This window comes from Streptomyces sp. NBC_01454 (genome assembly GCF_036227565.1).
Taxonomy (GTDB): Bacteria; Actinomycetota; Actinomycetes; order Streptomycetales; family Streptomycetaceae; genus Streptomyces.
Window position 1 is genome coordinate 7111078 of record NZ_CP109460.1, and the last position, 18062, is coordinate 7129139.

The window sequence follows — 18062 nt, forward strand, 5'->3', positions numbered from 1 at the left end:
GCGCTCACGGGAACGGCCGGAAAGGGCCGCCGTACCGGAAGGGAAAGGGCGCCCCGCGCTCCCCACCTTCACCACCGCGCAGGCCGAAGGCTCCCACTCGCCCTGGACAGCCCCGTTCCCCGCCGGGCAGTCTGGCGGCGGGGCCCGCACGGCCGGACCCCGAACGGGGGCCCTGGCCACAGGGTCATGAGCATGCCGCGGGGGCCGCATGTTGCGCATCCACTTCGAAGACCGGGATCTGGCACGGGTACAGATCGCCGCCGAACCCGATCCGCTCTGGGAAACCGTCCTGGCCATGCACCATCTGGTGCCGCCCGGCCGCGGCGTGCCGGTCTTCGGCCCCTGGCGCGCCAGGGCCCGCCGCGAACTGGACGAGCGGGGGCTGATACCGGCCGCCAGGCTGATCGGTGCCCTGGCCCCGGCCCACGCCCCCTACTTCCCGGACTTCCTCACCCCCGACGCGGCCCGCGACGGCCTGGCCGCGGGCCTGGCCGCGCTGCGGGACACCCCCCGGGGGCGGCTGGCCGCGGAGAGCGCGCGAGCCGCGCTGCCGGCCCGGCTCCCGCGCTGGACCGGCGCGCTGGCCACGGGCAGCCGGCGGCCGCTCGACGAACTGGCGGCCGCGCTCCAGGAGGTGCACCGCGCGGTGATCGCCCCGGACTGGACGGAGGCGGCCGCCACGGTCGACGCCGACCGCGGCGCGCGCGCCCGCACCCTGTGCCGCGACGGCGTCGACCGGCTGCTCCACACCTTCCGCCCCATGCTGCGCTGGGAGCCGCCGGTGCTGCACGTCGACTATCCCCAGGACCGCGATCTGCGGCTCCAGGGGCGCGGACTGCGGCTGATCCCCTCCCACTTCTGCTGGCGCAGACCCATCGCCCTGGCCGACCCCGGGCTGCCGCCGGTGCTGGTCCACCCCGTGGAACACCCCACGTCCTGGGCGCCGGCCACCACCCGCAGCTGCCATCCGCAGGCGCTGTCCACCCTGCTCGGCCGGACCAGGGCCCGTATCCTCGCCGCCCTCGACGCCCCGGCCACCACCGGCGAACTCGCCCGCCGCCTACGGGTCTCCGCCCCCTCGGCCAGCGAGCACGTGAGTGCCCTGCGCGAGGCCAACCTCGCCCGCAGCCGGCGGGAGGGCGGCTGTGTCATCCACGCCCTCACCCCGCTCGGCACGGCACTGCTGCACGGCGAACTCTCCCCCGCACGCGGCGCCGTGGGCGGCCCGGCCCGCCGCCCGCCCGGCCTCACGGCCGTACCAGGATCTTCCTCCCTTCGCCTGCCCGGAAGCGGCCCAGCGCCTCGGCATAGTGGTCCAGCGGCAGCCGGTCGCTGATGAAGACCTCCGGGTCCAGGGCCCCGGCGGCGAACAGCTCCGCGGCGCGCTCGTAGCTGTGCAGGACCGCCATCGAGCCGGTGATGGTGATCTCCTGGTTGTAGATGCGGTAGGGCTCGATGGTGGCGCGGGCCGCGTAGTCGGCGACGCCGAACTGCAGGAAGGTACCGCCCTTGCCGACCCGCCCCAGCGCGTCCTGGATGGCGTGGGCGTTGCCGGTGGCGTCGATGACCACGTCCCAGCCGCGCGGCCGGTCCAGCTCGTCGGCGGAGCCGGCCGCGGCACTGCAGCCCAGGGTGCGGGCGGTGGCCAGCCGCTGCGGGTTGATGTCGACGACATCCACGCCGGCCGCGCCGGTGCGCTTGGCGAGCTCCAGCATCATCAGGCCCATCGTGCCCGAGCCGTAGATCAGGACCCGGGTGCCCAGTTGGGCCGAGCGCAGGATGTCGTAGCCGCGGACGGCGCAGGAGAGCGGCTCGATGAGGGCCGCGTCCTCGGTGCGGACGTGCTCGGGCAGTTTGATGCAGTTCGCGACGGGGGCGACGGCGAACTCGGCGGCGCCGCCGGCCGTCGTCACCCCGATCGCGGCCCAGCGCTCGCAGAGGTTGTTGCGCCCCCGGCGGCAGTAGTGGCACTCGTAGCAGTACAGCGAGGGGTCGACGGCCACCCGGTCGCCCTCGGCCAGTTCGGTCACCGCGCTGCCGGTGGCGACGACCGTACCGGCGAACTCATGGCCCGGTACGACGGGCAGGGTGGGCGCGAACTCGCCCTGGAGGATGTGCAGATCGGTGCCGCACAGTCCGCAGGCGGCGACCGAGACCACGACCTCGCGCGGGCCGGGCGTCGGGTCCTGGACGGTGCTGACCTCGACCGTACCGGGGGCGCTGATCACTGCGGCTTTCATTTCACGGCTCCAAGCGACAGGCCCTGGACGAGTTTGTCCTGGGCGGCGAACCCGGCGAGCAGCACCGGGAGGGAGATGACGGTGGCGGCGGCGCACACCTTGGCCAGGAACAGGCCCTGGCTGGTCACGAGTCCGGTCAGGAAGACCGGTGAGGTTCCGGCCACGACGCCGGTCAGGACCCGCGCGAACAACAGCTCGTTCCAGCTGAAGATGAAGGAGATCAGGGCCGTGGCCGCGATGCCCGGCATGGCGACCGGAGCGACGATCCGGGTCAGGGTGGTGGTCAGCCCCGCCCCGTCGATCGAGGCGGCCTCCAGCATCTCCACCGGGACCTCGGCGAGGAACGAGCGCATCATCCACACCGCGATCGGCAGGTTCATCGAGGTGTAGAGCAGGACCAGCAGCCAGATGCTGTCGAGCATCCCGGTGTGCTGGGCGACGAGATAGACCGGCAGCAGCCCGGCCACCAGCGGCAGCATCTTCGTGGAGAGGAAGAAGAAGAGGACATCGCTCCACTTGCGGACCGGCTTGATGGCCAGCGCGTAGGCGGCGGGCACCGCCAGCAGCAGCACCAGCAGGGTGGAGACGACGGAGGCGGTCAGCGAGTTGAGCAGCGGGGGCCAGGGGCTGACGCCGCCGCCCGCCGCGCCGAAGAACTCGCGGTAGCCGTGCAGGCTGAGCCCGGCGCCGACGCTCGGCGGATTGGTCGCCGCGTCCGCCTCACTGTGGAAGGACGTCAGCACCATCCAGGCGACGGGCAGGAAGAAGGCGATCCCGCACAGCCAGGCCGCCAGGCCCAGCAGACCGCCGGTGCGTCGCCGGTGCCGTGTGGCGGTGGCAAGGGAGCCGCCGCGGCGCGGGGTCAGGGGGGCGCTGGTCATGTGGTGACCTCCTCGCGCAGCAGGGACGAGACGGTGCGCAGTGCGAAGGTCGCCACCAGCAGCGAACACAGCACCACGACGACGCCCTGCGCGGACGCCCGTCCGTAGTCATGGGCCTGGTAGAAGGTCTGGTAGATGGTGTACGGAAGGTTGGCGGTGCCCAGGCCGCCGGAGGTGAGGGTGAACACCGCGTCGAAGTTCTGGACGACGTACACCGTGCCCAGCAGGGCGGCCAGTTCGAGGTAGCGCCGCAGATGCGGCAGGGTCAGATAGCGGAAGATGTCGAACGCGGAGGCGCCGTCCATCCGGGCCGCCTCGACCGCGTCCGCCGCCCGGCTCTGCAGCCCGGCCAGCAGGATCAGCATCATGAACGGGGTCCACTGCCAGATCAGCGACACCTCCACCGCGGCCAGCGGCGAGTTGGTCATCCAGTCCGGCTGCGGCGGACTGTCGCTGCCGAACAGCCCCCATATCCAGGTCAGTGCGCCGTTGAGCAGCCCGTACGAGGCGTTGTACAGCGCGTGCTTCCACAGCAGCGCGGAGGCGACCGGCACGATGAGGAACGGCGTGATGAGCAGGGTCCGTACGAGGCCGCGCCCCCGGAAGCTCCGGTCGAGCAGCAGCGCCAGACCGAGCCCGAGGAGCAGGCTGACCAGCACCACGGTCACCGTCAGCAGCACCGTCGTGCCCATCGAGGCCCGCATCGCCGGATCGGTGAAGACGGCGCGGTAGTTGTCGAGGGCGGCGAAGCCGCGGTGGTCGGGGGCCAGCGCGTTCCAGCGGGTGAAGGAGATCACCACCGTGGCCAGGAACGGCAGTTGGGTGACGAGGACGAGGAAGACCAGTGCGGGCAGGAGCGGGGCCCGGCGGGCCCATTCCTTTGCCCGCTCGCCGCGGCGCACCCGCACGGCCGGGCGGATGCCGCCGCGGACGGCGGCCGCCGGGGCGCCGGCCGCGGGTTCAGTGATCCCGGTAGGCATCGGACACCTCCTGTGCCAGTCGCTGGCTCTTCTTCAGGGCCTCGGGGACGCTCTGCTTGCCCGCGATGGCCGAACTGATCTCGTTCGACGTCTTGGTGCCCAGGTCGGAGAACTCGGGGATGCCGACGAACTGGATCCCGGGCGCCGGGCGTGGCTGGACGCCGGGGTCATGCGGCCGGGCCGCGCTGATCGCCCGCTCGGTCGCACCGGTGAACGCCCCGGACTCCTTGGCGTACGCCGGGTCGCGGTAGAGCGAGGCCCGCTTGCCGCCGGGCACCCTCGACCAGCCCAGCTCGTGGCCCACCAGCTGTTCGTACTTCTTGCCGGAGGCCCAGGAGATGAATTTCCACGCCGCGTCCTGGTGCTTGCTGGCCTTCTGCACGCCCCAGGCCCAGGTGTAGAGCCAGCCCGCCTCGCGGGTCCGCTCCACCGGCGCCGGGGCATAGCCGACCTTGCCCGCGACCTTGGACTCGCTGCTCTCCAGCGAACCGGCGCCGGCCGTCGCGTCGTACCACATGGCGACCTTGCCCTGCTGCATGTCGTTGAGGCACTCGGTGTAGCCGGCCTGCGGGGCGCCCCGCTCGCCGTGCTTGCGCACCAGGTCGACGTAGAACCGGGTGGCGGCGGTGAATTGCGGGCTGTCGACCTTCGGCTGCCAGTCCTTGTCGAACCAGGTGCCGCCGAAGGTGTTGACGACGGTGGTCAGCGGGGCCGCCAGCTGGCCCCAGCCGGGCTGGCCGCGCAGGCAGATGCCCTTCATGCCCGGGCGGGAACCGTCCAATTCGGCGGCCATGGCGGCGACTTGGTGCCAGGTGGGCCGGGCGGGCATGGTCAGCCCGGCGGCCTTGAGGAGGTCCTTGCGGTACATCAGGAAGGACGACTCGCCGTAGAACGGCTCCGCGTAGAGCTTGCCGTCGGCGGCGGTCAGCGAGGAGCGGACCGGGGGGAGGATGTCGCCCTGGTCGAACCCGCGGTCCGCCGCGGCCCGCGCACCGAGCGGGGAGAGCCAGCCGTTGCGGGCGTAGATGGGCGTCTCGTAATTGCTGACGCTGGCCACGTCGTACTGCCCGGCCTGGCTGGAGAAGTCCTGGCTCATCTTGTCGCGCAGATCGTCCTCCGGCAGCACGGTGAAGTGGACCGTGATGCCGGTCTCCTTGGTGAAGTGCTCGGCGGTGAGCCGTTGCAGATCCACCATCTGCGGGTTGTTGACCATCAGGACATTGAGCGTGTCGCGGCCGTCGTTGCCCGCGTCGCCGGCGCCGCGGTAGCAGCCGGTGGCGGACAGCGCCAGGGCCACGGCCAGGGCGGTCAGCCCGAGGGGGCGGCTGCCGCGGCGCGGTCCGGGGGGTCGTGCTCTCACGGCTCGTACCTTTCTGAGGGCGTGGGACAGGGGTCGGGGGAGGGAGAAGGGGAGGGGAGGGGGACGACCGCCGGGGGTGCGGCGGTGCGGGGGCGCATCCCGCTGTTTCGCGGTACGCCGGGGAGCCGTCCGGCGGCCAGGGGTTGCCTGGCTGCCGGCGGTGCGCTGTGGAGGATGTGGTGGTGCCGTACGGGGCCGGTCGTCCGGGCGGCCCCCGCCCGGTCAGACCCTGAGCACCTGCGGCCCCAGGAGCGAGTAGCGATGCGCCTCCGGCGCGGACAGGCCCGCGTCGGTGACGATCGTGTCGATGTCGCGCACCTCTCCGAACCGGCAGAAACTGCTGGCGCCGAACTTGCTGTGCACCCCGACCAGCACCCGGCGCCGGGCGGAGCGGAGGGCCTGCTCCTTCACCTCGGCCACCGCCGGGTCCGGGGTGGTCAGACCGTGTTCCCGGGAGATGCCGTTCGCCCCCAGGAACGCCAGGTCGATCACGAAGCGGGCGAGCATGTCGCGGGCCCAGGAGCCCACGGTGGCCTGCGTCCCCGAGCGCACCCGTCCGCCCGCCAGCAGGACGGTGATGTCATCGGACGCCGCGACCAGCGAGGCGGTCCGCAGCGAGGCGGTGAGCACGGTCAGCGGACGGTCGGCGGGCAGCAGCGTGGCGACCAGCTCGGGCGTGTAGCCCTCGTCGACGAACACCGTCTCCGCCTCGCCGACCAGCGCCGCCGCGGCCGCCGCGATCCGGCGCTTCTCGTCCACCTGCTGGGTCTCCCGACGGGCGAGCGTGGTCTCGAAACCGGCGCTCTCGACCGGGTACGCCGCCCCGTGGGTGCGCCGGACCAGGCCCCGGCGCTCCAGCTCGCTCAGATCGCGCCGTACGGTCTCGCGGGCGACGCCGAACTCCGCCGCGGCGTCGGCGACCTCGACCCGGCCGGACGACCGGGCGAGCGCGAGGATGCGGTGCTGGCGTTCCTCGGCTCTCATGGCTCACTCCTGGCTGATTCTGATTGTTTCCACTTTCCGTTCGGTCACAGGACTGCCCGTTTCCGCCCGCATCAGGTTTATAGCAAGCGGGGCGGCGTGCAAGGCTGCCCGTCACGGCAGAAGATCTGCCCGTTTCTGCCCGCTTCGGACCGCTGTCAGCCTGGCCGGACGCACGAACGGGTGCCCGTACGGCCCTGATGACGGGCCCGTACGGGGCTCCGGGACCGGCCGGCGGGCGGGCCCGCCGCGGTGCGCCGACCGGCTGTGGCGGTGAGGCGGCCGACGGCGGCGCTTAGTCTGGACGGCATGAGTTCGGAGATGCGGTCGTTGGCGGTCACTGCGATCGTGCAGGCGGAGGAGTGCGCGGTGCTGCGGGTCAGCGGGGAGCTGGACCTCCGCACCGAGCAGGCGTTTCTCGCCGAGGCACGGTCGGTGGTCTCGGCCGGGCACCGCTTCCTGGTGCTCGATCTGACCGCACTGCGCTTCTGCGACTCACGGGGGCTGAGCTGCCTGCTCGCCCTGGAGTGGCTGTGCCGGCGGTTGGAGGGCCGGCTGCTGCTGGCCTCGCTCGGCGTGCGGATGCTGCGCCTGCTGGTCGGCACGCAGTCCCTGAACGTCTTCTCCTGCTATCCCACCGTCGGTCACGCGCTGGCCGCGGTCCCCGACACCAGCCGCCCGGCCTGGCCGCCCGAGGTGGAGGGATCCGCGCCGGACCCGGACGAGGTGTGAGGCGGCCGGTCAGCCGGCCGGGCAGCGCCCGCCCAGCCAGGCGTCGTCGAACCGGGCAAAGGTGATCTTCCGGTAGGGACCGGACTCGTAGAGCAGCCCGAAGGTGCCGTCCGGCAGCCGGGTCAGCGTCGAGTAGGCCGCCGGGCCCGGGGTGACGACCCGGGCGAAGGGCCAGTGCGCGCCGTCGTCGCAGGACATCCGCACGGTGAGGTTCCGGCGGGCGCCGGTGCTCGCCGTATTGCTGAACAGCAGCCGGTGCGCCCGCTCCCGCCCCGGCGACGCCGCCGGGTCATAGCGCAGGATCGCGGCATTGTTGCCCGGATCGATCAGCTCGTCGTCCGCCACCGGTGCGCTGTAGCTCAGCCCGCCGTCCCGGGAGAAGGCCACCAGCCGCCTTCCGGCCCCGTGGGTCCGGCTGTTGAGCAGGATGCGGCCATCGGCCAGTTCGACCGTCTTGTTCTCGTCCATCAGCGGCCCCACCGGCGTCCCCAGCCGCCAATGCGCCCCGTGGTCGTCGCTGTACGCACTCGCCGCCCACATACTGCCGTCGGCCTTACGGAACGCGTACTGCTGCAGCAGCCGTCCGCCGGCCAGCTGGATGCCGGAGCCCGACGAGGCGAAGATGCCGTGCCAGGACGGGTCCTTGAGGTCGTGGGTGATCCGCCGGGTGCGCCAGCTGCGGCCGCCGTCGTCGGAGTAGGCGTAGTCGGTGTGCAGCACCGTGGTGCTGTCGTGGGCGTTGCCCGCGCCCGCGCTGCGGAACCCGACGCCCTTGGGCGCGTAGGCGTGGAAGAGGAAGACCCGGCCGGTCCGGCGGTCGGCGAGCAGACTCGGGTCGCCCGCGCCCACCCCGCCGTCGTAGTCCACGGCCGCCCGCGGCGCACTCCAGGTCCGCCCCCGGTCGGTGCTGCGCCGCACCATCACGTCCACATTGCCGGGCAGATCGGCCGCGCTGTCGTTCCGCCGGTCGAAGGCCGCGACGAGGGTGCCGTCCGCCAGCGTGGTCAGCGCCGGGATGCGGTAGGTGTGCGCGCCGTGGCCGGACACCGCCAGATCGGTGGTCTCGTACAGCGGTGGCCGGACGGCGCCGCGCCCGGCCGCGGCGGCGGGTGGCGCCGGAGCGGCCGGCAGCCCGGCCGCGACGGCCAGCAGCATGGCCGGTGCGACCAGGCGGACGGCTCTCACCGGACCTCCAGGACGGACGGGGCGGACGGGCCGCGGCACGGCGTGCGGCGGGCGCGCGCAGGGGGGCGGCGGGCAGCACGGCGGCATGCGGACGGCGGCGAGGCCGGCGCATCTGCGGGGGCCCTGCGAATCTAAGGTCCGGGCGGGACCGCGTCCATTCCACCGGGCGAGGGGAGTGAGGGGTGGCCGGTGGCGGGACGGGCGGGCATCCGCGGCCCTGCCCGGCGGAACGCCGCCCTTCCCGACGGGCCCGCTACTGCGCCCGGCCCAGATCCCGGACGAGCGTGGGCGAGGGCCGGGGGATCACCCCGAAGTCCTCGTCCTCGCCGTCCACGGCAAGGCGATGGATCACCTTCTCCAGGGCGTCCGGCAGGGTCGGGGCCAGCCCGCTGTGCCACTGGACCAGGAGGTTGTGCCGGGCGGCGTCCGGCAGCAGCTGCTTCTCGTCGAACGCGGCCACACAGCGGCGCTCCTCGTCGGGCGCGTGGGCGGCCTGCTCGCGCCAGTAGGCGGCGTCCCGGTACTCGCCGTTGCGGCGGTGGGCCAGATACAGGCAGTAGGCGGCGGTCCGGCTGCCGGCGCCGGCGCCGAAGTGCCACCAGAAGTGGGCCGCTTCACCGCGTCCGGTGATGTGCAGCAGGCAGGCGAAGACCAGCGCCCCTTCGGGGTCGATGCGGTGGTCGTTGACCAGCCGATCCAGGCTCGCCGCGGCCGCCGCGGCATTGACGACCAGCGCACAGGCCAGCTGGAGCTCATGGGTGGCCTCGTCGCGGGCGCTGGGGTAGGTGCTGGGCGCGCCCTGGCCGTCGCGGCCGGCCGACACCGCCGGCGGCGGGCCTTCCGGGTCCGCCGCCCCGCTCCGGCGGGTGGTGCCCAGGGCGCCGAGCACCCCCGGGTCATCGAGATCGTGGAACCCCGACAGGCCCTCGATCCAGGACACCGCCGCGGCCGCGCTGAGCAGCGTCTCGACGGTCTCCCGGCGGGCGGCGGGACGGATGTGCGACATGGTCAGTTCCCCCTGGGGTTTCCCCGGTCGATGCCGAGCGCGGCGGCGAGTTTGCGCTTGCCGCGGCTCGCGTAGGAGCGCACGGTCACTTCGTCGACGCCGAGCAAGGAGCCGATCTGTGCGTCGCTGTACCCGATGACATGGCGCAGCACGATCACATCGCACTGCCGCTCCGGCAGCCGGGCGATGGCCGCGTACAGCCCCAACTGGCTCTCCAGCATGGCGAATTGCTGCTGGCATTCGCGCAGCAGGGCGTGGGTGACGACGGCGAAGGCGGCGGTCTCGGTGAGCGCGGTGGGCTGCTGGTGGTCGTAGAGCCACTCCACCACCCGCTCCTTGAGCACCGACCAGGCGTAGGCCTCCACCGACGCCTGCCGCAGCGCATGCGGCCACAGCCGGCCGAGCCGCTCATACGCCGCCCGGGTGACCTCCCGGGCCGCGGCCTGGCTTCCGGTGTGCAGATAGGCGTACGTCAGCCACTTGCGCGCATGCGTCGACAGGAACGCCTCGAAGGTGATCGACAGCTGACGGTCGAGCGGAACCGGGGTGACGGACGGGAGCCCGCAGCGGGAGGGTGCCGCTAACTCCGCGGTATGGACACGCGCCGGAGCGCACGCCGGTAGCGGTCGGTCCCGGTCTACGCTCACGAGCCGTCCTCGTTCCGGTTGCCGTGCACCGCCATCGGGCGCCGAGACGGGCCGGCGGCGGGAGGGCGGTTGCCCTCACCCTCCAATGAACCGGAAAGTACGCCCGTTTGTGGCACCGCGTGGGCAAAAATCTTCCGTAGCGTATTCATATGACTACGCGTGACACAGGCATGTGACGTCGGTGCCACGGGCGGCTCCGGTTGCCGTGCACCTCGGCCGGTGCGCCCCGGCATGTTCCGGGGCGTTCGGGGCAGTGCTTCCACAGCCAGGCGCACGGCGGCGCAGGACGCGCCGCTGGGGTGCGCGGCTTGCGAGGGGGAGGCACCGTGCGCCGGTCGGGCGCCGGAGTCATGTGCCGTACTGGGGAGGCAGCACACGATGAGCGAGCACGAGTCCGTGGTGGACCTGCGGCTGGACCGGGCCCATTCGTCCCGGATCTACGACTACTTCCTGGGCGGCAAGACCAACTTCCTCGCCGACCGGGTGGCCGCCGGTAGCGTGCTGGGCGTCTTCCCCGCCGCGCTGGTCGCGGCCCGCATCAACCGCGAGTTCATGCACCGCACCACCCGCGTCCTTGCCGCGTCCGGGTTGCGCCAGTTCCTCGACATCGGCACCGGCATCCCGACCGCCCCGAACCTCCACGACGTCGCCCAGGGCATCGCCCCGGACGCCCGGGTCGTCTACACCGACAACGACCCGATCGTCCTCGCGCACGCCGCGGCCCTCCTGCGCAGCACCCCCGAGGGCCGGACCGCGTACGTCCAGGCCGACGTCCACGACGCCGAGGGCATCCTCACGGCGCCGCAGCTTCTGGACACGCTCGATCTGCGCCGGCCGGTCGCGCTCAGCCTGAACGCGCTGATGCACTTCGTCCCCGGCCGGTACCGCGCACACGAGATCGTCGAGTGCCTCAAGGCCGCGCTGCCCAGCGGCAGTACGCTCGCCATGAGCCATGCGACACAGGACTTCAGCCCCGAGGCCATGGGCAAGATCATCAAGATCTACGGCGAGGCGGGCACCCGGCTCCAGTTCCGCTCCCGCGCCGCGTTCCTGCGCTTCTTCGACGGCTGGGAGCTGCTGGAGCCGGGTGTGACCCTCTCCCACCAGTGGCGCCCGGACCACCCCGAGGACGCCACCCATGTCACCGACGCGGAGGCCGCCTGCTACGCGGGCGTCGCCCGCAAACCCTGAGCACGACGCGGCAGGCGGCCTCCCGCACGGTCTCCCTCACTCCTTGCGGTAGCCGTACGCCTCCCCGGCCGCCGCCGCGACCGCGTCCAGATCCGCTCCGGTCGAGGCGGTGACCACCGCGGCCACCGCGCCCTCCACGAACGGCGCGTCCACCAGCCGTGCGCCCTCGGGGAGTTCATCGCCCTCGGCGAGCAACGACTTCACGGTCAGCACGGCGCTGCCCAGATCGACCAGGAGCGCCACCCCGGCCCCCCGGTCCACCGACCGGGCCGCCTCGGTGATCAGCTCCGCACTCGTCCCCAGCCCGCCGTCCGGACCGCCGCCCGCGGCGGCCACCGGCACCGTGCCACCGCCACCGGCGAGCCCGACCGCCAGCTGTGCCACCGAGTCGGCGACCGTTGCACTGTGCGACACCAGCACCACCCCGACCACCCCGACCGGCGCGCCCGCGCCGCCGGCCGTACCGCCCGTCGTCCGCTCGCTCACTTCGCCACCTCCGCCAGGGCCGCGAACAGCAGTGCCGAGGACGTCGCCCCCGGATCCTGATGCCCGATGCTGCGTTCGCCCAGATAGCTGGCCCGGCCCTTTTTGGCCTGGAGCGGTACGGTCGCCAGCGCGCCCTCCTCGGAGGCCGTGGCCGCCGCGTCGAAGGAGGTCGCCAGCGCCTCGACGCCCGGCACCAGCGCATCGAGCATCGTCTTGTCGCCCGGCGCCGAGCCGCCGAGCTGTGCCACCGCGTCGACCCCGGCGCCCAGCCCCGTCCGCAGCTCGTCCGCGGACACCTGCGGCGCCTCACCGAACGCCTTGCCGGCCCGCCGCAGCAGCGTCCCGTACAGCGGCCCGGACGCCCCGCCCACACTGGAGATCAGCTTCCGTCCGGCGGCGGTCAGTACGGCGCCGGGCGTCGCCGGCGGCTCCGCCTCCAGCGCCGAGACCACGGCCGCGAAGCCGCGCTGCATATTCCTCCCGTGGTCGGCGTCACCGATGGGGGAGTCCAGCTCGGTGAGCTGGTCGGCCTCCCGGTCGATGACGGCGGCCGCCGCCGTCATCCAGCGTACGAAGAACGCGGCATCCAGCACCGTTTCGGACACGGACTACTCTCCTTGGTCGTTCGGGCACTCAACAAAAAGCGGGTACGGGGCGCGGGTTCACCGGCCCCAGCGGAGTCCCGCGGTCTGCACCGGCGCGTCCCACAGCCGCAGCAGCTCCCCGTCCACCTGGCACAGCGTCACCGAGCAGCCCGCCATGTCCAGCGAGGTCACATAGTTCCCCACGAGCGTGCGGGCCACCGCCACGCCGCGTTCGTCGAGCACCCGGCGGACCTCCGCCTGGAACCCGTACAGCTCCAGCAGCGGGGTCGCGCCCATGCCGTTGACCAGCACCAGCACCGGCAGCCGCGGATCCAGGTCCGCCAGGACCGCGTCGACCGCGAAGTCCGCGATCTCACGCGAGGTCATCATCGCGCGGCGCTCGCGCCCCGGCTCGCCGTGGATCCCGACGCCCAACTCCAGCTCACCGGCCGGAAGATCGAACGTCGGACTGCCCTTCGCCGGCGTCGTACAGGCACCCAGCGCCACCCCGAAGCTGCGCGACGACGCCACGACCTGCCGGGCCAGGGCCTCCACCCGCTCCAGCGGCATGCCCTCCTCGGCCGCGGCACCGGCGATCTTCTCCACGAAGAGCGTCGCGCCGGTACCGCGCCGCCCCGCGGTGAACGTCGAGTCGTTCACCGCGACATCGTCATCGATGAGCACGCTGGCCACCTGCACCCCCTCGTCCTCCGCCAGCTCCGCCGCCATCTGGAAGTTGAGTACGTCCCCGGTGTAGTTCTTCACGAGGAACAGCACCCCCTGGCCGCTGTCCACGGCCGCCGCGGCACGCACCATCTGATCGGGCACCGGTGACGTGAAGACCTCCCCCGGACAGGCGGCGTCCAGCATGCCGGGCCCGACGAATCCCCCGTGCAGCGGCTCGTGTCCGCTGCCGCCCCCGGACACCAGCGCCACCTTGTCCGCCACCGGCGCGTCCCGCCGCACGATCACCCGGTTCTCGACATCCACCACCAGCTCCGGATGCGCCGCGGCCATGCCGCGCAGCGCATCGGCCACCACGGTTTCGGCGACGTTGATCAGCATCTTCATGGGTACCTCCTGGTGAAACTGGCAGTGGGCCCGGTGACCGGCGTTTGTCCAGGTCATGGTAGGTAGGACGCGGTTGATCCCGGTAGTCTCCGGCGGGGGAAACGGGCTTCGGCAGGCGGCTGTCGACCTCGTGCGGACAGTGCTGACGGCATATCAGGTGGCGGGTGCGGGCCTCCGGGACGTCGAGGAGCGGCGGGACCAGTATCGGACGGTGAGGGGCCTGGCGGCACTGCTGCGTGCTGGTGTCGTTGTGCTCTCTGTAGTGCGTTCCCCTTGGGTTGCCCGCGGGCGTGCCTTCCCTGCCGTCGTCCTCCGGGGGGTGCGCCCCGGCTCCTGGGGACCGTGGTGTGCGGCCTCCACCGCGTGGGTGTCCCGGCGTGTCACCGTGACGTGGAGGGGCTGCTTCCCTGATCCGGCCCCGCGTAAAACCCGGCGGCGGGACTCCGCCGGGAGCGCGCGGATGCCCGCCGCGGCGCCGGATGCTCACCCCCTGCCTGCCACCTCTGCGGCACGCCGCACCCTCACCGCCGGGGCAACCGCCCGCGGCCCGCGCACCGGTCCGAACGGTGGAATGCTGCGGCCTGTCGCGCTGCGCTGTCCGGAGCCCGCGCCGTCGGTCGGCTTGATTGATCGCGGTGGGGCCGGCCGCGTCGCTCCCGCACCGGGCGGCAGTGCGGGCGGGACGAGAGGAGCGGCGTATAGAACGCGTACCCCGGATGCCTGGAAGTGGGAAGCCGGCCGGACATCCGACCCCAGGCGCGAGCCAGGGCCGATCAACCTGCAGCGGTAGGCGCTGGTACCCGCCTATGCCGGGATCGCCACCCTCTTCGGGCTGCCGCTGTGCCTGAACCCGGACGATCTGCGGGCCGGCCGGGTCGAGGTGGCGGTCCTCGGGGCTTCATGGCGGAGATCGACCGGCGCGGGGTCGACGCGGTCCTCCAGCAGGCCATCGACGAGGCGCTGGACGGACCGGAGTTCCCGTTCGTGTCGCTGGACATCGACGTACTGGACCCGGCCTTCGCCCCCGGCACCGGAACGCCGGAGCCGCCCGGGCTGACCAACCGTGAACTGCTGCCGGCCCTCCGCCGCATCTGTCACGAGACACCCGTCGTCGGCATGGACATCGTCGAGGTCGCACCCCACCTCGACCCCGGCTACACCACCACGATGAACGCCCGCCGTGCCCTCTTCGAGGCCCTGACCGGAATCGCCATGCGCCGCAAGCGGCAGACCGTCCCGGTGCTCGCGGGCAGCAGGTGCGGCGGCGGTGGTGGTCTCGGTGGGCGGATGGCAGGGCCCCTCGCGGGCCGGGGGCGGCCTGGGAGGGGCGGGCCGTGGCCATCCCGGCCATGCCCACCGTGATGACCTCACGCAACAGATCGAACCACAGGCGGGGTGCTCCCTACCTCGCGGCGACCGTGCCAATTCGCTCCGTACAGGCGGTTGACAGGACTACAGTCGTTGCTGACTGACAACTGGTATCGGCGTAGGGGGCGTGGGTGATCGAGTTAGCCAGTGTGATCAGGGACCTGCGGGCGGAGTTGGAGCAGGCGGTCGTCGCGGCGGAGGGTGAGACGCTGCGCTTCGAGTTGGGAACGATCGAGCTGGAATTGTCGGTCGGGCTGGAGCGCACCGGGCACGCGGGGGCGAAGGTACGGTTCTGGGTGGTCGAGTCCGGTGCGGACGCGACGGTGAACGCCACCTCGACGCAGCTGATCAAACTGGCTTTGCGGCCGACCCTCGAAGGGTCGCTCAACCCGCCATTCGTCTCCGGCCGCGCTGGCCGGCACGAGCAGTGAGCCCTGCGGACGGCCGCGCATCGGGGGCGCCCGGGCCGGACGAGCTCGACGTACGGCGAGTGGTCCAGGTCGTCATCACCCGGCGCGGAGGCGAGGAGCGGCGCGGTTCGGGTTACCGCGTGAGCGGGGATACGGTACTCACAGCCGCGCATGTGGTGCGGGACGCGGTCTCGGTCACGCTGCGCTTTCTCACCGAGGACGGTGACGTAACGGAGCTGTCCGGTGAGGCGGAGCCACTGTGGGCGGACTCCGATGTCGATGTCGCGGTGCTCAAGATCCCGAACGACGCGGGCAGCAGCGGGCTCCACGCCGCCGAGGTCCTGCCGGTGCGGTTCGGCCTCATCACCCAGCCGGCGGATTGCGAAGCGCTGGGGTTCCCCAAATTCAAGCTACGCCCCGATATCGCATCGTCGGAGCTCAACAGGATCACCTGGTTCCGGGATTCCCACCATGCGCAGGGCAAGACCACGCCGTGGGCGGACCTGCGTACGGGCACCCTGGAGATCTCCGTGGGCGCTCCGGGGCCCGATCCGGAGAGCCGTTCCCCGTGGGAGGGGATGTCGGGAGCCGCGGTGTGGAGCGGTGGGTGCCTGATCGGAGTGGTCAGCGCGCATCACCTCACCGACGGAGCCGGCAGGCTCACGGCGAGCCGGGTGCAACGCTGGTACAAACGCCTCACCCAAGCCCAGATCGACGAACTGGGTGAGCTGATCGGCCTGCCGGCCCGCGCGGTCCACCTCACGCGGCTCCCACCGCCGCCGCCACATCCACCGCTGGCGGAGGATGATCCGGCCGAGGCCCTCGCCGGCGAGGTGTCCAAGCAGTGGCGTAAGGAGGAGGAGCAGCGGCGGGTGCACGACCCGTTCCCGCTCCCCGTGCGCTTCCGGTGCACCGACCGGGATGTCGTCGATCACTGGGCCAACATCCGCAAGCTCCCGCGCAGGCTGGCTGCGGAGCGCCTCCCGCTGGACGGTGAACTCGACCAGATCGTGGACGCGTACACCTCCGTCCCGTCCTGTCGGTTGGTGGTGCTGGGTGAGGCCGGGTCGGGCAAGTCGATTCTGACCCTGCGTTTCCTCGTCGACTGGCTCGATGCCCGCACCCCCGGCGACCGGGTACCGGTGATCTTCGGCCTGGGTTCCTGGGATCCGGCCGCGACTTCGCTGCGCGACTGGATGTGCGCCCAGCTGGTGCGTGACCACCCCTTCCTCGCGGCTCCCGCCGCACGCGGAGGCAGCCTGGCCCGCGTCCTGCTCGACACGGGCAAGATCCTGCCCGTTCTCGACGGCTTCGACGAGATCCCCAGCGGCCTGCACGGTATGGCGCTCAAAGCGCTCAACCAGGCCACCACCATGCCGCTGTTGCTCACCAGCCGCCCCGACGAATACACCAGGGCCGTCAACGGCTCCGAAGATTCCGACGTGCTCACCGCCGCCGCAGTCATCGAGTTGGAGGGCCTCACCGTAGACGACTACGCCGACTACCTGAGGCGCGCCAGCCGGACGATCAGAGGCGGCGGCGCGGACCGTACGGTATGGGATGCCGTCCTGGCACGGTTGCGCGAAGGGCCCTACACCCTCGGCACGGCGAACCTCGCCGAGGTGCTCACCACCCCGCTCATGGTCTCCCTGGCCCGCACCATCTACAGCGACGCTCCCGGACGCGATCCCGGAAAACTGCTGCACTTCCCCACGCCCGAAGCCCTGCAGGACCATCTCCTGGCCGCATTCGTCCCCGCCGTCTACAAACCCGCGCCGAATGACGATCGTGACGCCCACGGTTCTCATCACCGCCGTCACTGGACGCCCCAACGGGCCCAGCACTGGCTCGGCTACCTCGCCGCGCACCTGGAGCAACTCGAGACCCACGACCTCGCCTGGTGGCAACTGGGCACCACGATGCGCCGTTCTTCGCGCATGCTGGTGATCGGGTTCCTCTCCGGGATGGCTTTGGGGGTGCCGACCGGGATCGGGAACCTGCCCGTGGACTTGGTCGCGACCGAGAATGGGCCCGGGTTCGCGGTCGTGCGGGGGTTTTTGGTCTGGCTCCTGCACGGGCTGGTGGCCGGATTGGTGTTCGGGTTCGTGTACGAGTTCGCGCCCAGAGGGGCGGCGTCCAAGCCGTCGACTCTGCGCATACAGATCTTCGGTGAGACCCGGCGCAATGGTTCCGAGATCGCCCGGAGGTTCATGCTGGGGCTCGCGTTCGGGGTGCCCACCGCAGTCGTGCTGGAGCTCATGGACAGATGGGTCGTCGGGCCGCTGGGGTTCGACGACGGACTCGGCGGCGGGCTCAGGGGGGCGTTGCTGTTCCCGGTGGAGCTCGGTTTCGGCGCCGGAATCGCGCTTGCCGTCATGGCGTGGCTGGAAACTCCGATTGACACCACATCCGCTATCAGCGCCTCGGACCTGTTGAGGACGAACCGCAAGAACGCATTCGTCCATATGCTCGTGTGGTTGCTCGTGCTCGGGGTCCCGGCCGGGATCGCCATCGGCCTCACGCCCGGCCAGGTAGGCAGGTTCGCGTCCGGGCCCGTGCTCGGGCTGCTGGCCGGGCTCGTCTTCGGGATCGAGGCCGCGTTCGGGGGCGGTCTCGGGTACGGGCTGAGTTTCACCGCTTGGGGGCAGTGGGTAGCCCTGTCGCGTATGTGGTTGCCGCTGACCCGGTGTCTGCCCTGGGCAGTGATCGCTTTCCTGGATGACGCCCATGATCGAGGCGTGCTGCGCAAGGCCGGCGCGGTCTACCAATTCCGCCACGCTCGGCTCGAAGCCCATCTGGCCCACGTCTACCGGTCGCGCCAGGACCGCACCGGCCGCCGAGTTCACCCGGTCGGCAATCCGGAAACCATGGGAGAGCGGACGAGCGTCGTCATGGACACGGTGATACCCGACAGGCGTTGACTGATGAATGTCGCAACCG

General features: G+C 72.0%; 17 protein-coding genes. 6 read left to right on the forward strand and 11 right to left on the reverse strand.

Annotation, left to right across the window (positions count from 1 at the left end):
- Positions 1-208 precede the first annotated feature (208 nt).
- The gene (locus tag OIU81_RS31525) at positions 209-1336 is read left to right on the forward strand and encodes a DUF5937 family protein (protein ID WP_329153288.1); all 1128 of its coding nucleotides are present in this window, start codon (positions 209-211) and stop codon (positions 1334-1336) included.
- Here OIU81_RS31525 and OIU81_RS31530 read toward each other — a convergent pair.
- The 5 genes from OIU81_RS31530 to OIU81_RS31550 form a co-directional block, all read right to left on the reverse strand.
- The gene (locus OIU81_RS31530) at positions 1248-2240 is read right to left on the reverse strand and encodes a zinc-dependent alcohol dehydrogenase family protein (RefSeq protein ID WP_329153290.1); all 993 of its coding nucleotides are present in this window, start codon (positions 2238-2240) and stop codon (positions 1248-1250) included. The two genes, OIU81_RS31525 and OIU81_RS31530, sit on opposite strands and share 89 nt — an antisense overlap.
- Complete coding sequence (locus tag OIU81_RS31535) at positions 2237-3121, reverse strand: carbohydrate ABC transporter permease (RefSeq protein ID WP_329153292.1); 885 nt, start codon at positions 3119-3121, stop codon at positions 2237-2239. The genes OIU81_RS31530 and OIU81_RS31535 overlap by 4 nt, the downstream gene beginning before the upstream one ends.
- The gene (locus tag OIU81_RS31540) at positions 3118-4101 is read right to left on the reverse strand and encodes a carbohydrate ABC transporter permease (protein WP_329153294.1); all 984 of its coding nucleotides are present in this window, start codon (positions 4099-4101) and stop codon (positions 3118-3120) included. The genes OIU81_RS31535 and OIU81_RS31540 overlap by 4 nt, the downstream gene beginning before the upstream one ends.
- Entirely contained in the window at positions 4082-5461 is a 1380-nt protein-coding gene (locus OIU81_RS31545) for an ABC transporter substrate-binding protein (protein ID WP_443074075.1), read from the reverse strand. The genes OIU81_RS31540 and OIU81_RS31545 overlap by 20 nt, the downstream gene beginning before the upstream one ends.
- A gap of 222 nt (positions 5462-5683) precedes the next feature.
- A complete protein-coding gene (locus tag OIU81_RS31550) occupies positions 5684-6445 on the reverse strand; it encodes a DeoR/GlpR family DNA-binding transcription regulator (RefSeq protein WP_329153296.1) in 762 nt (253 codons plus the stop codon).
- Positions 6446-6751: 306 nt separating this feature from the next.
- Here OIU81_RS31550 and OIU81_RS31555 point away from each other — a divergent pair, with 306 nt between their 5' ends.
- Positions 6752-7174 carry an STAS domain-containing protein gene (locus OIU81_RS31555; RefSeq protein ID WP_329153298.1) on the forward strand — a complete coding sequence of 141 codons (423 nt, stop codon included), beginning with the start codon at positions 6752-6754 and terminating at the stop codon, positions 7172-7174.
- Between the two features lie 9 nt (positions 7175-7183).
- On the opposite strand, the gene OIU81_RS31560 is transcribed toward OIU81_RS31555, so the two are convergent.
- From OIU81_RS31560 to OIU81_RS31570, 3 genes are all read right to left on the reverse strand, one after another.
- Complete coding sequence (locus tag OIU81_RS31560; protein WP_329153299.1) at positions 7184-8359, reverse strand: sialidase family protein; 1176 nt, start codon at positions 8357-8359, stop codon at positions 7184-7186.
- A 253-nt stretch (positions 8360-8612) separates the two neighbouring features.
- Positions 8613-9365, reverse strand: coding sequence for a hypothetical protein (locus tag OIU81_RS31565; RefSeq protein WP_329153300.1), 753 nt, complete (start codon positions 9363-9365; stop codon positions 8613-8615).
- Positions 9366-9367: 2 nt separating this feature from the next.
- Positions 9368-10012: an RNA polymerase sigma factor gene (locus OIU81_RS31570; RefSeq protein ID WP_329153301.1), complete on the reverse strand. Its 645-nt coding sequence runs from the start codon at positions 10010-10012 to the stop codon at positions 9368-9370.
- 378 nt (positions 10013-10390) lie between these two features.
- Between OIU81_RS31570 and OIU81_RS31575 the strand changes: the two genes are divergently transcribed.
- Positions 10391-11203, forward strand: a complete 813-nt coding sequence (locus OIU81_RS31575) for an SAM-dependent methyltransferase (protein WP_329153302.1) — start codon at positions 10391-10393, stop codon at positions 11201-11203.
- Between the two features lie 36 nt (positions 11204-11239).
- Here the strand turns inward: OIU81_RS31575 and OIU81_RS31580 are convergent, their stop codons facing one another.
- From OIU81_RS31580 to dhaK, 3 genes are all read right to left on the reverse strand, one after another.
- Complete coding sequence (locus OIU81_RS31580) at positions 11240-11689, reverse strand: PTS-dependent dihydroxyacetone kinase phosphotransferase subunit DhaM (RefSeq protein WP_329153304.1); 450 nt, start codon at positions 11687-11689, stop codon at positions 11240-11242.
- A complete protein-coding gene (gene dhaL / locus OIU81_RS31585) occupies positions 11686-12282 on the reverse strand; it encodes a dihydroxyacetone kinase subunit DhaL (protein ID WP_329155491.1) in 597 nt (198 codons plus the stop codon). Before dhaL ends, OIU81_RS31580 begins: the two co-directional genes overlap by 4 nt.
- Before the next feature lie 69 nt (positions 12283-12351).
- Positions 12352-13344: a dihydroxyacetone kinase subunit DhaK gene (dhaK, locus tag OIU81_RS31590; RefSeq protein WP_329153306.1), complete on the reverse strand. Its 993-nt coding sequence runs from the start codon at positions 13342-13344 to the stop codon at positions 12352-12354.
- Between the two features lie 900 nt (positions 13345-14244).
- On the opposite strand from dhaK, the gene OIU81_RS31595 reads away from it, so the two are divergent.
- The 3 genes from OIU81_RS31595 to OIU81_RS31605 all read left to right on the forward strand — a co-directional run bounded on the left by OIU81_RS31595 (position 14245) and on the right by OIU81_RS31605 (position 18043).
- Positions 14245-14706: an arginase family protein gene (locus tag OIU81_RS31595; protein ID WP_329153308.1), complete on the forward strand. Its 462-nt coding sequence runs from the start codon at positions 14245-14247 to the stop codon at positions 14704-14706.
- A gap of 137 nt (positions 14707-14843) precedes the next feature.
- Positions 14844-15143 carry a trypco2 family protein gene (locus OIU81_RS31600; RefSeq protein WP_329153310.1) on the forward strand — a complete coding sequence of 100 codons (300 nt, stop codon included), beginning with the start codon at positions 14844-14846 and terminating at the stop codon, positions 15141-15143.
- A gap of 59 nt (positions 15144-15202) precedes the next feature.
- On the forward strand, positions 15203-18043 hold the full coding sequence (locus tag OIU81_RS31605; protein ID WP_329155493.1) for an NACHT domain-containing protein: 2841 nt from the start codon (positions 15203-15205) through the stop codon (positions 18041-18043).
- The last annotated feature ends 19 nt before the right edge of the window (positions 18044-18062 follow it).

Bases quoted from the DNA above. Each gene is read 5' to 3' on its own strand.
- OIU81_RS31525 (WP_329153288.1), top strand. From the start codon at position 209: ATGTTGCGCATCCACTTCGAAGACCGGGATCTGGCACGGGTACAGATC.
- OIU81_RS31530 (WP_329153290.1), bottom strand. From the start codon at position 2,240: ATGAAAGCCGCAGTGATCAGCGCCCCCGGTACGGTCGAGGTCAGCACC.
- OIU81_RS31535 (WP_329153292.1), bottom strand. From the start codon at position 3,121: ATGACCAGCGCCCCCCTGACCCCGCGCCGCGGCGGCTCCCTTGCCACC.
- OIU81_RS31540 (WP_329153294.1), bottom strand. From the start codon at position 4,101: ATGCCTACCGGGATCACTGAACCCGCGGCCGGCGCCCCGGCGGCCGCC.
- OIU81_RS31550 (WP_329153296.1), bottom strand. From the start codon at position 6,445: ATGAGAGCCGAGGAACGCCAGCACCGCATCCTCGCGCTCGCCCGGTCG.
- OIU81_RS31555 (WP_329153298.1), top strand. From the start codon at position 6,752: ATGAGTTCGGAGATGCGGTCGTTGGCGGTCACTGCGATCGTGCAGGCG.
- OIU81_RS31565 (WP_329153300.1), bottom strand. From the start codon at position 9,365: ATGTCGCACATCCGTCCCGCCGCCCGCCGGGAGACCGTCGAGACGCTG.
- OIU81_RS31575 (WP_329153302.1), top strand. From the start codon at position 10,391: ATGAGCGAGCACGAGTCCGTGGTGGACCTGCGGCTGGACCGGGCCCAT.
- dhaK (WP_329153306.1), bottom strand. From the start codon at position 13,344: ATGAAGATGCTGATCAACGTCGCCGAAACCGTGGTGGCCGATGCGCTG.
- OIU81_RS31595 (WP_329153308.1), top strand. From the start codon at position 14,245: ATGGCGGAGATCGACCGGCGCGGGGTCGACGCGGTCCTCCAGCAGGCC.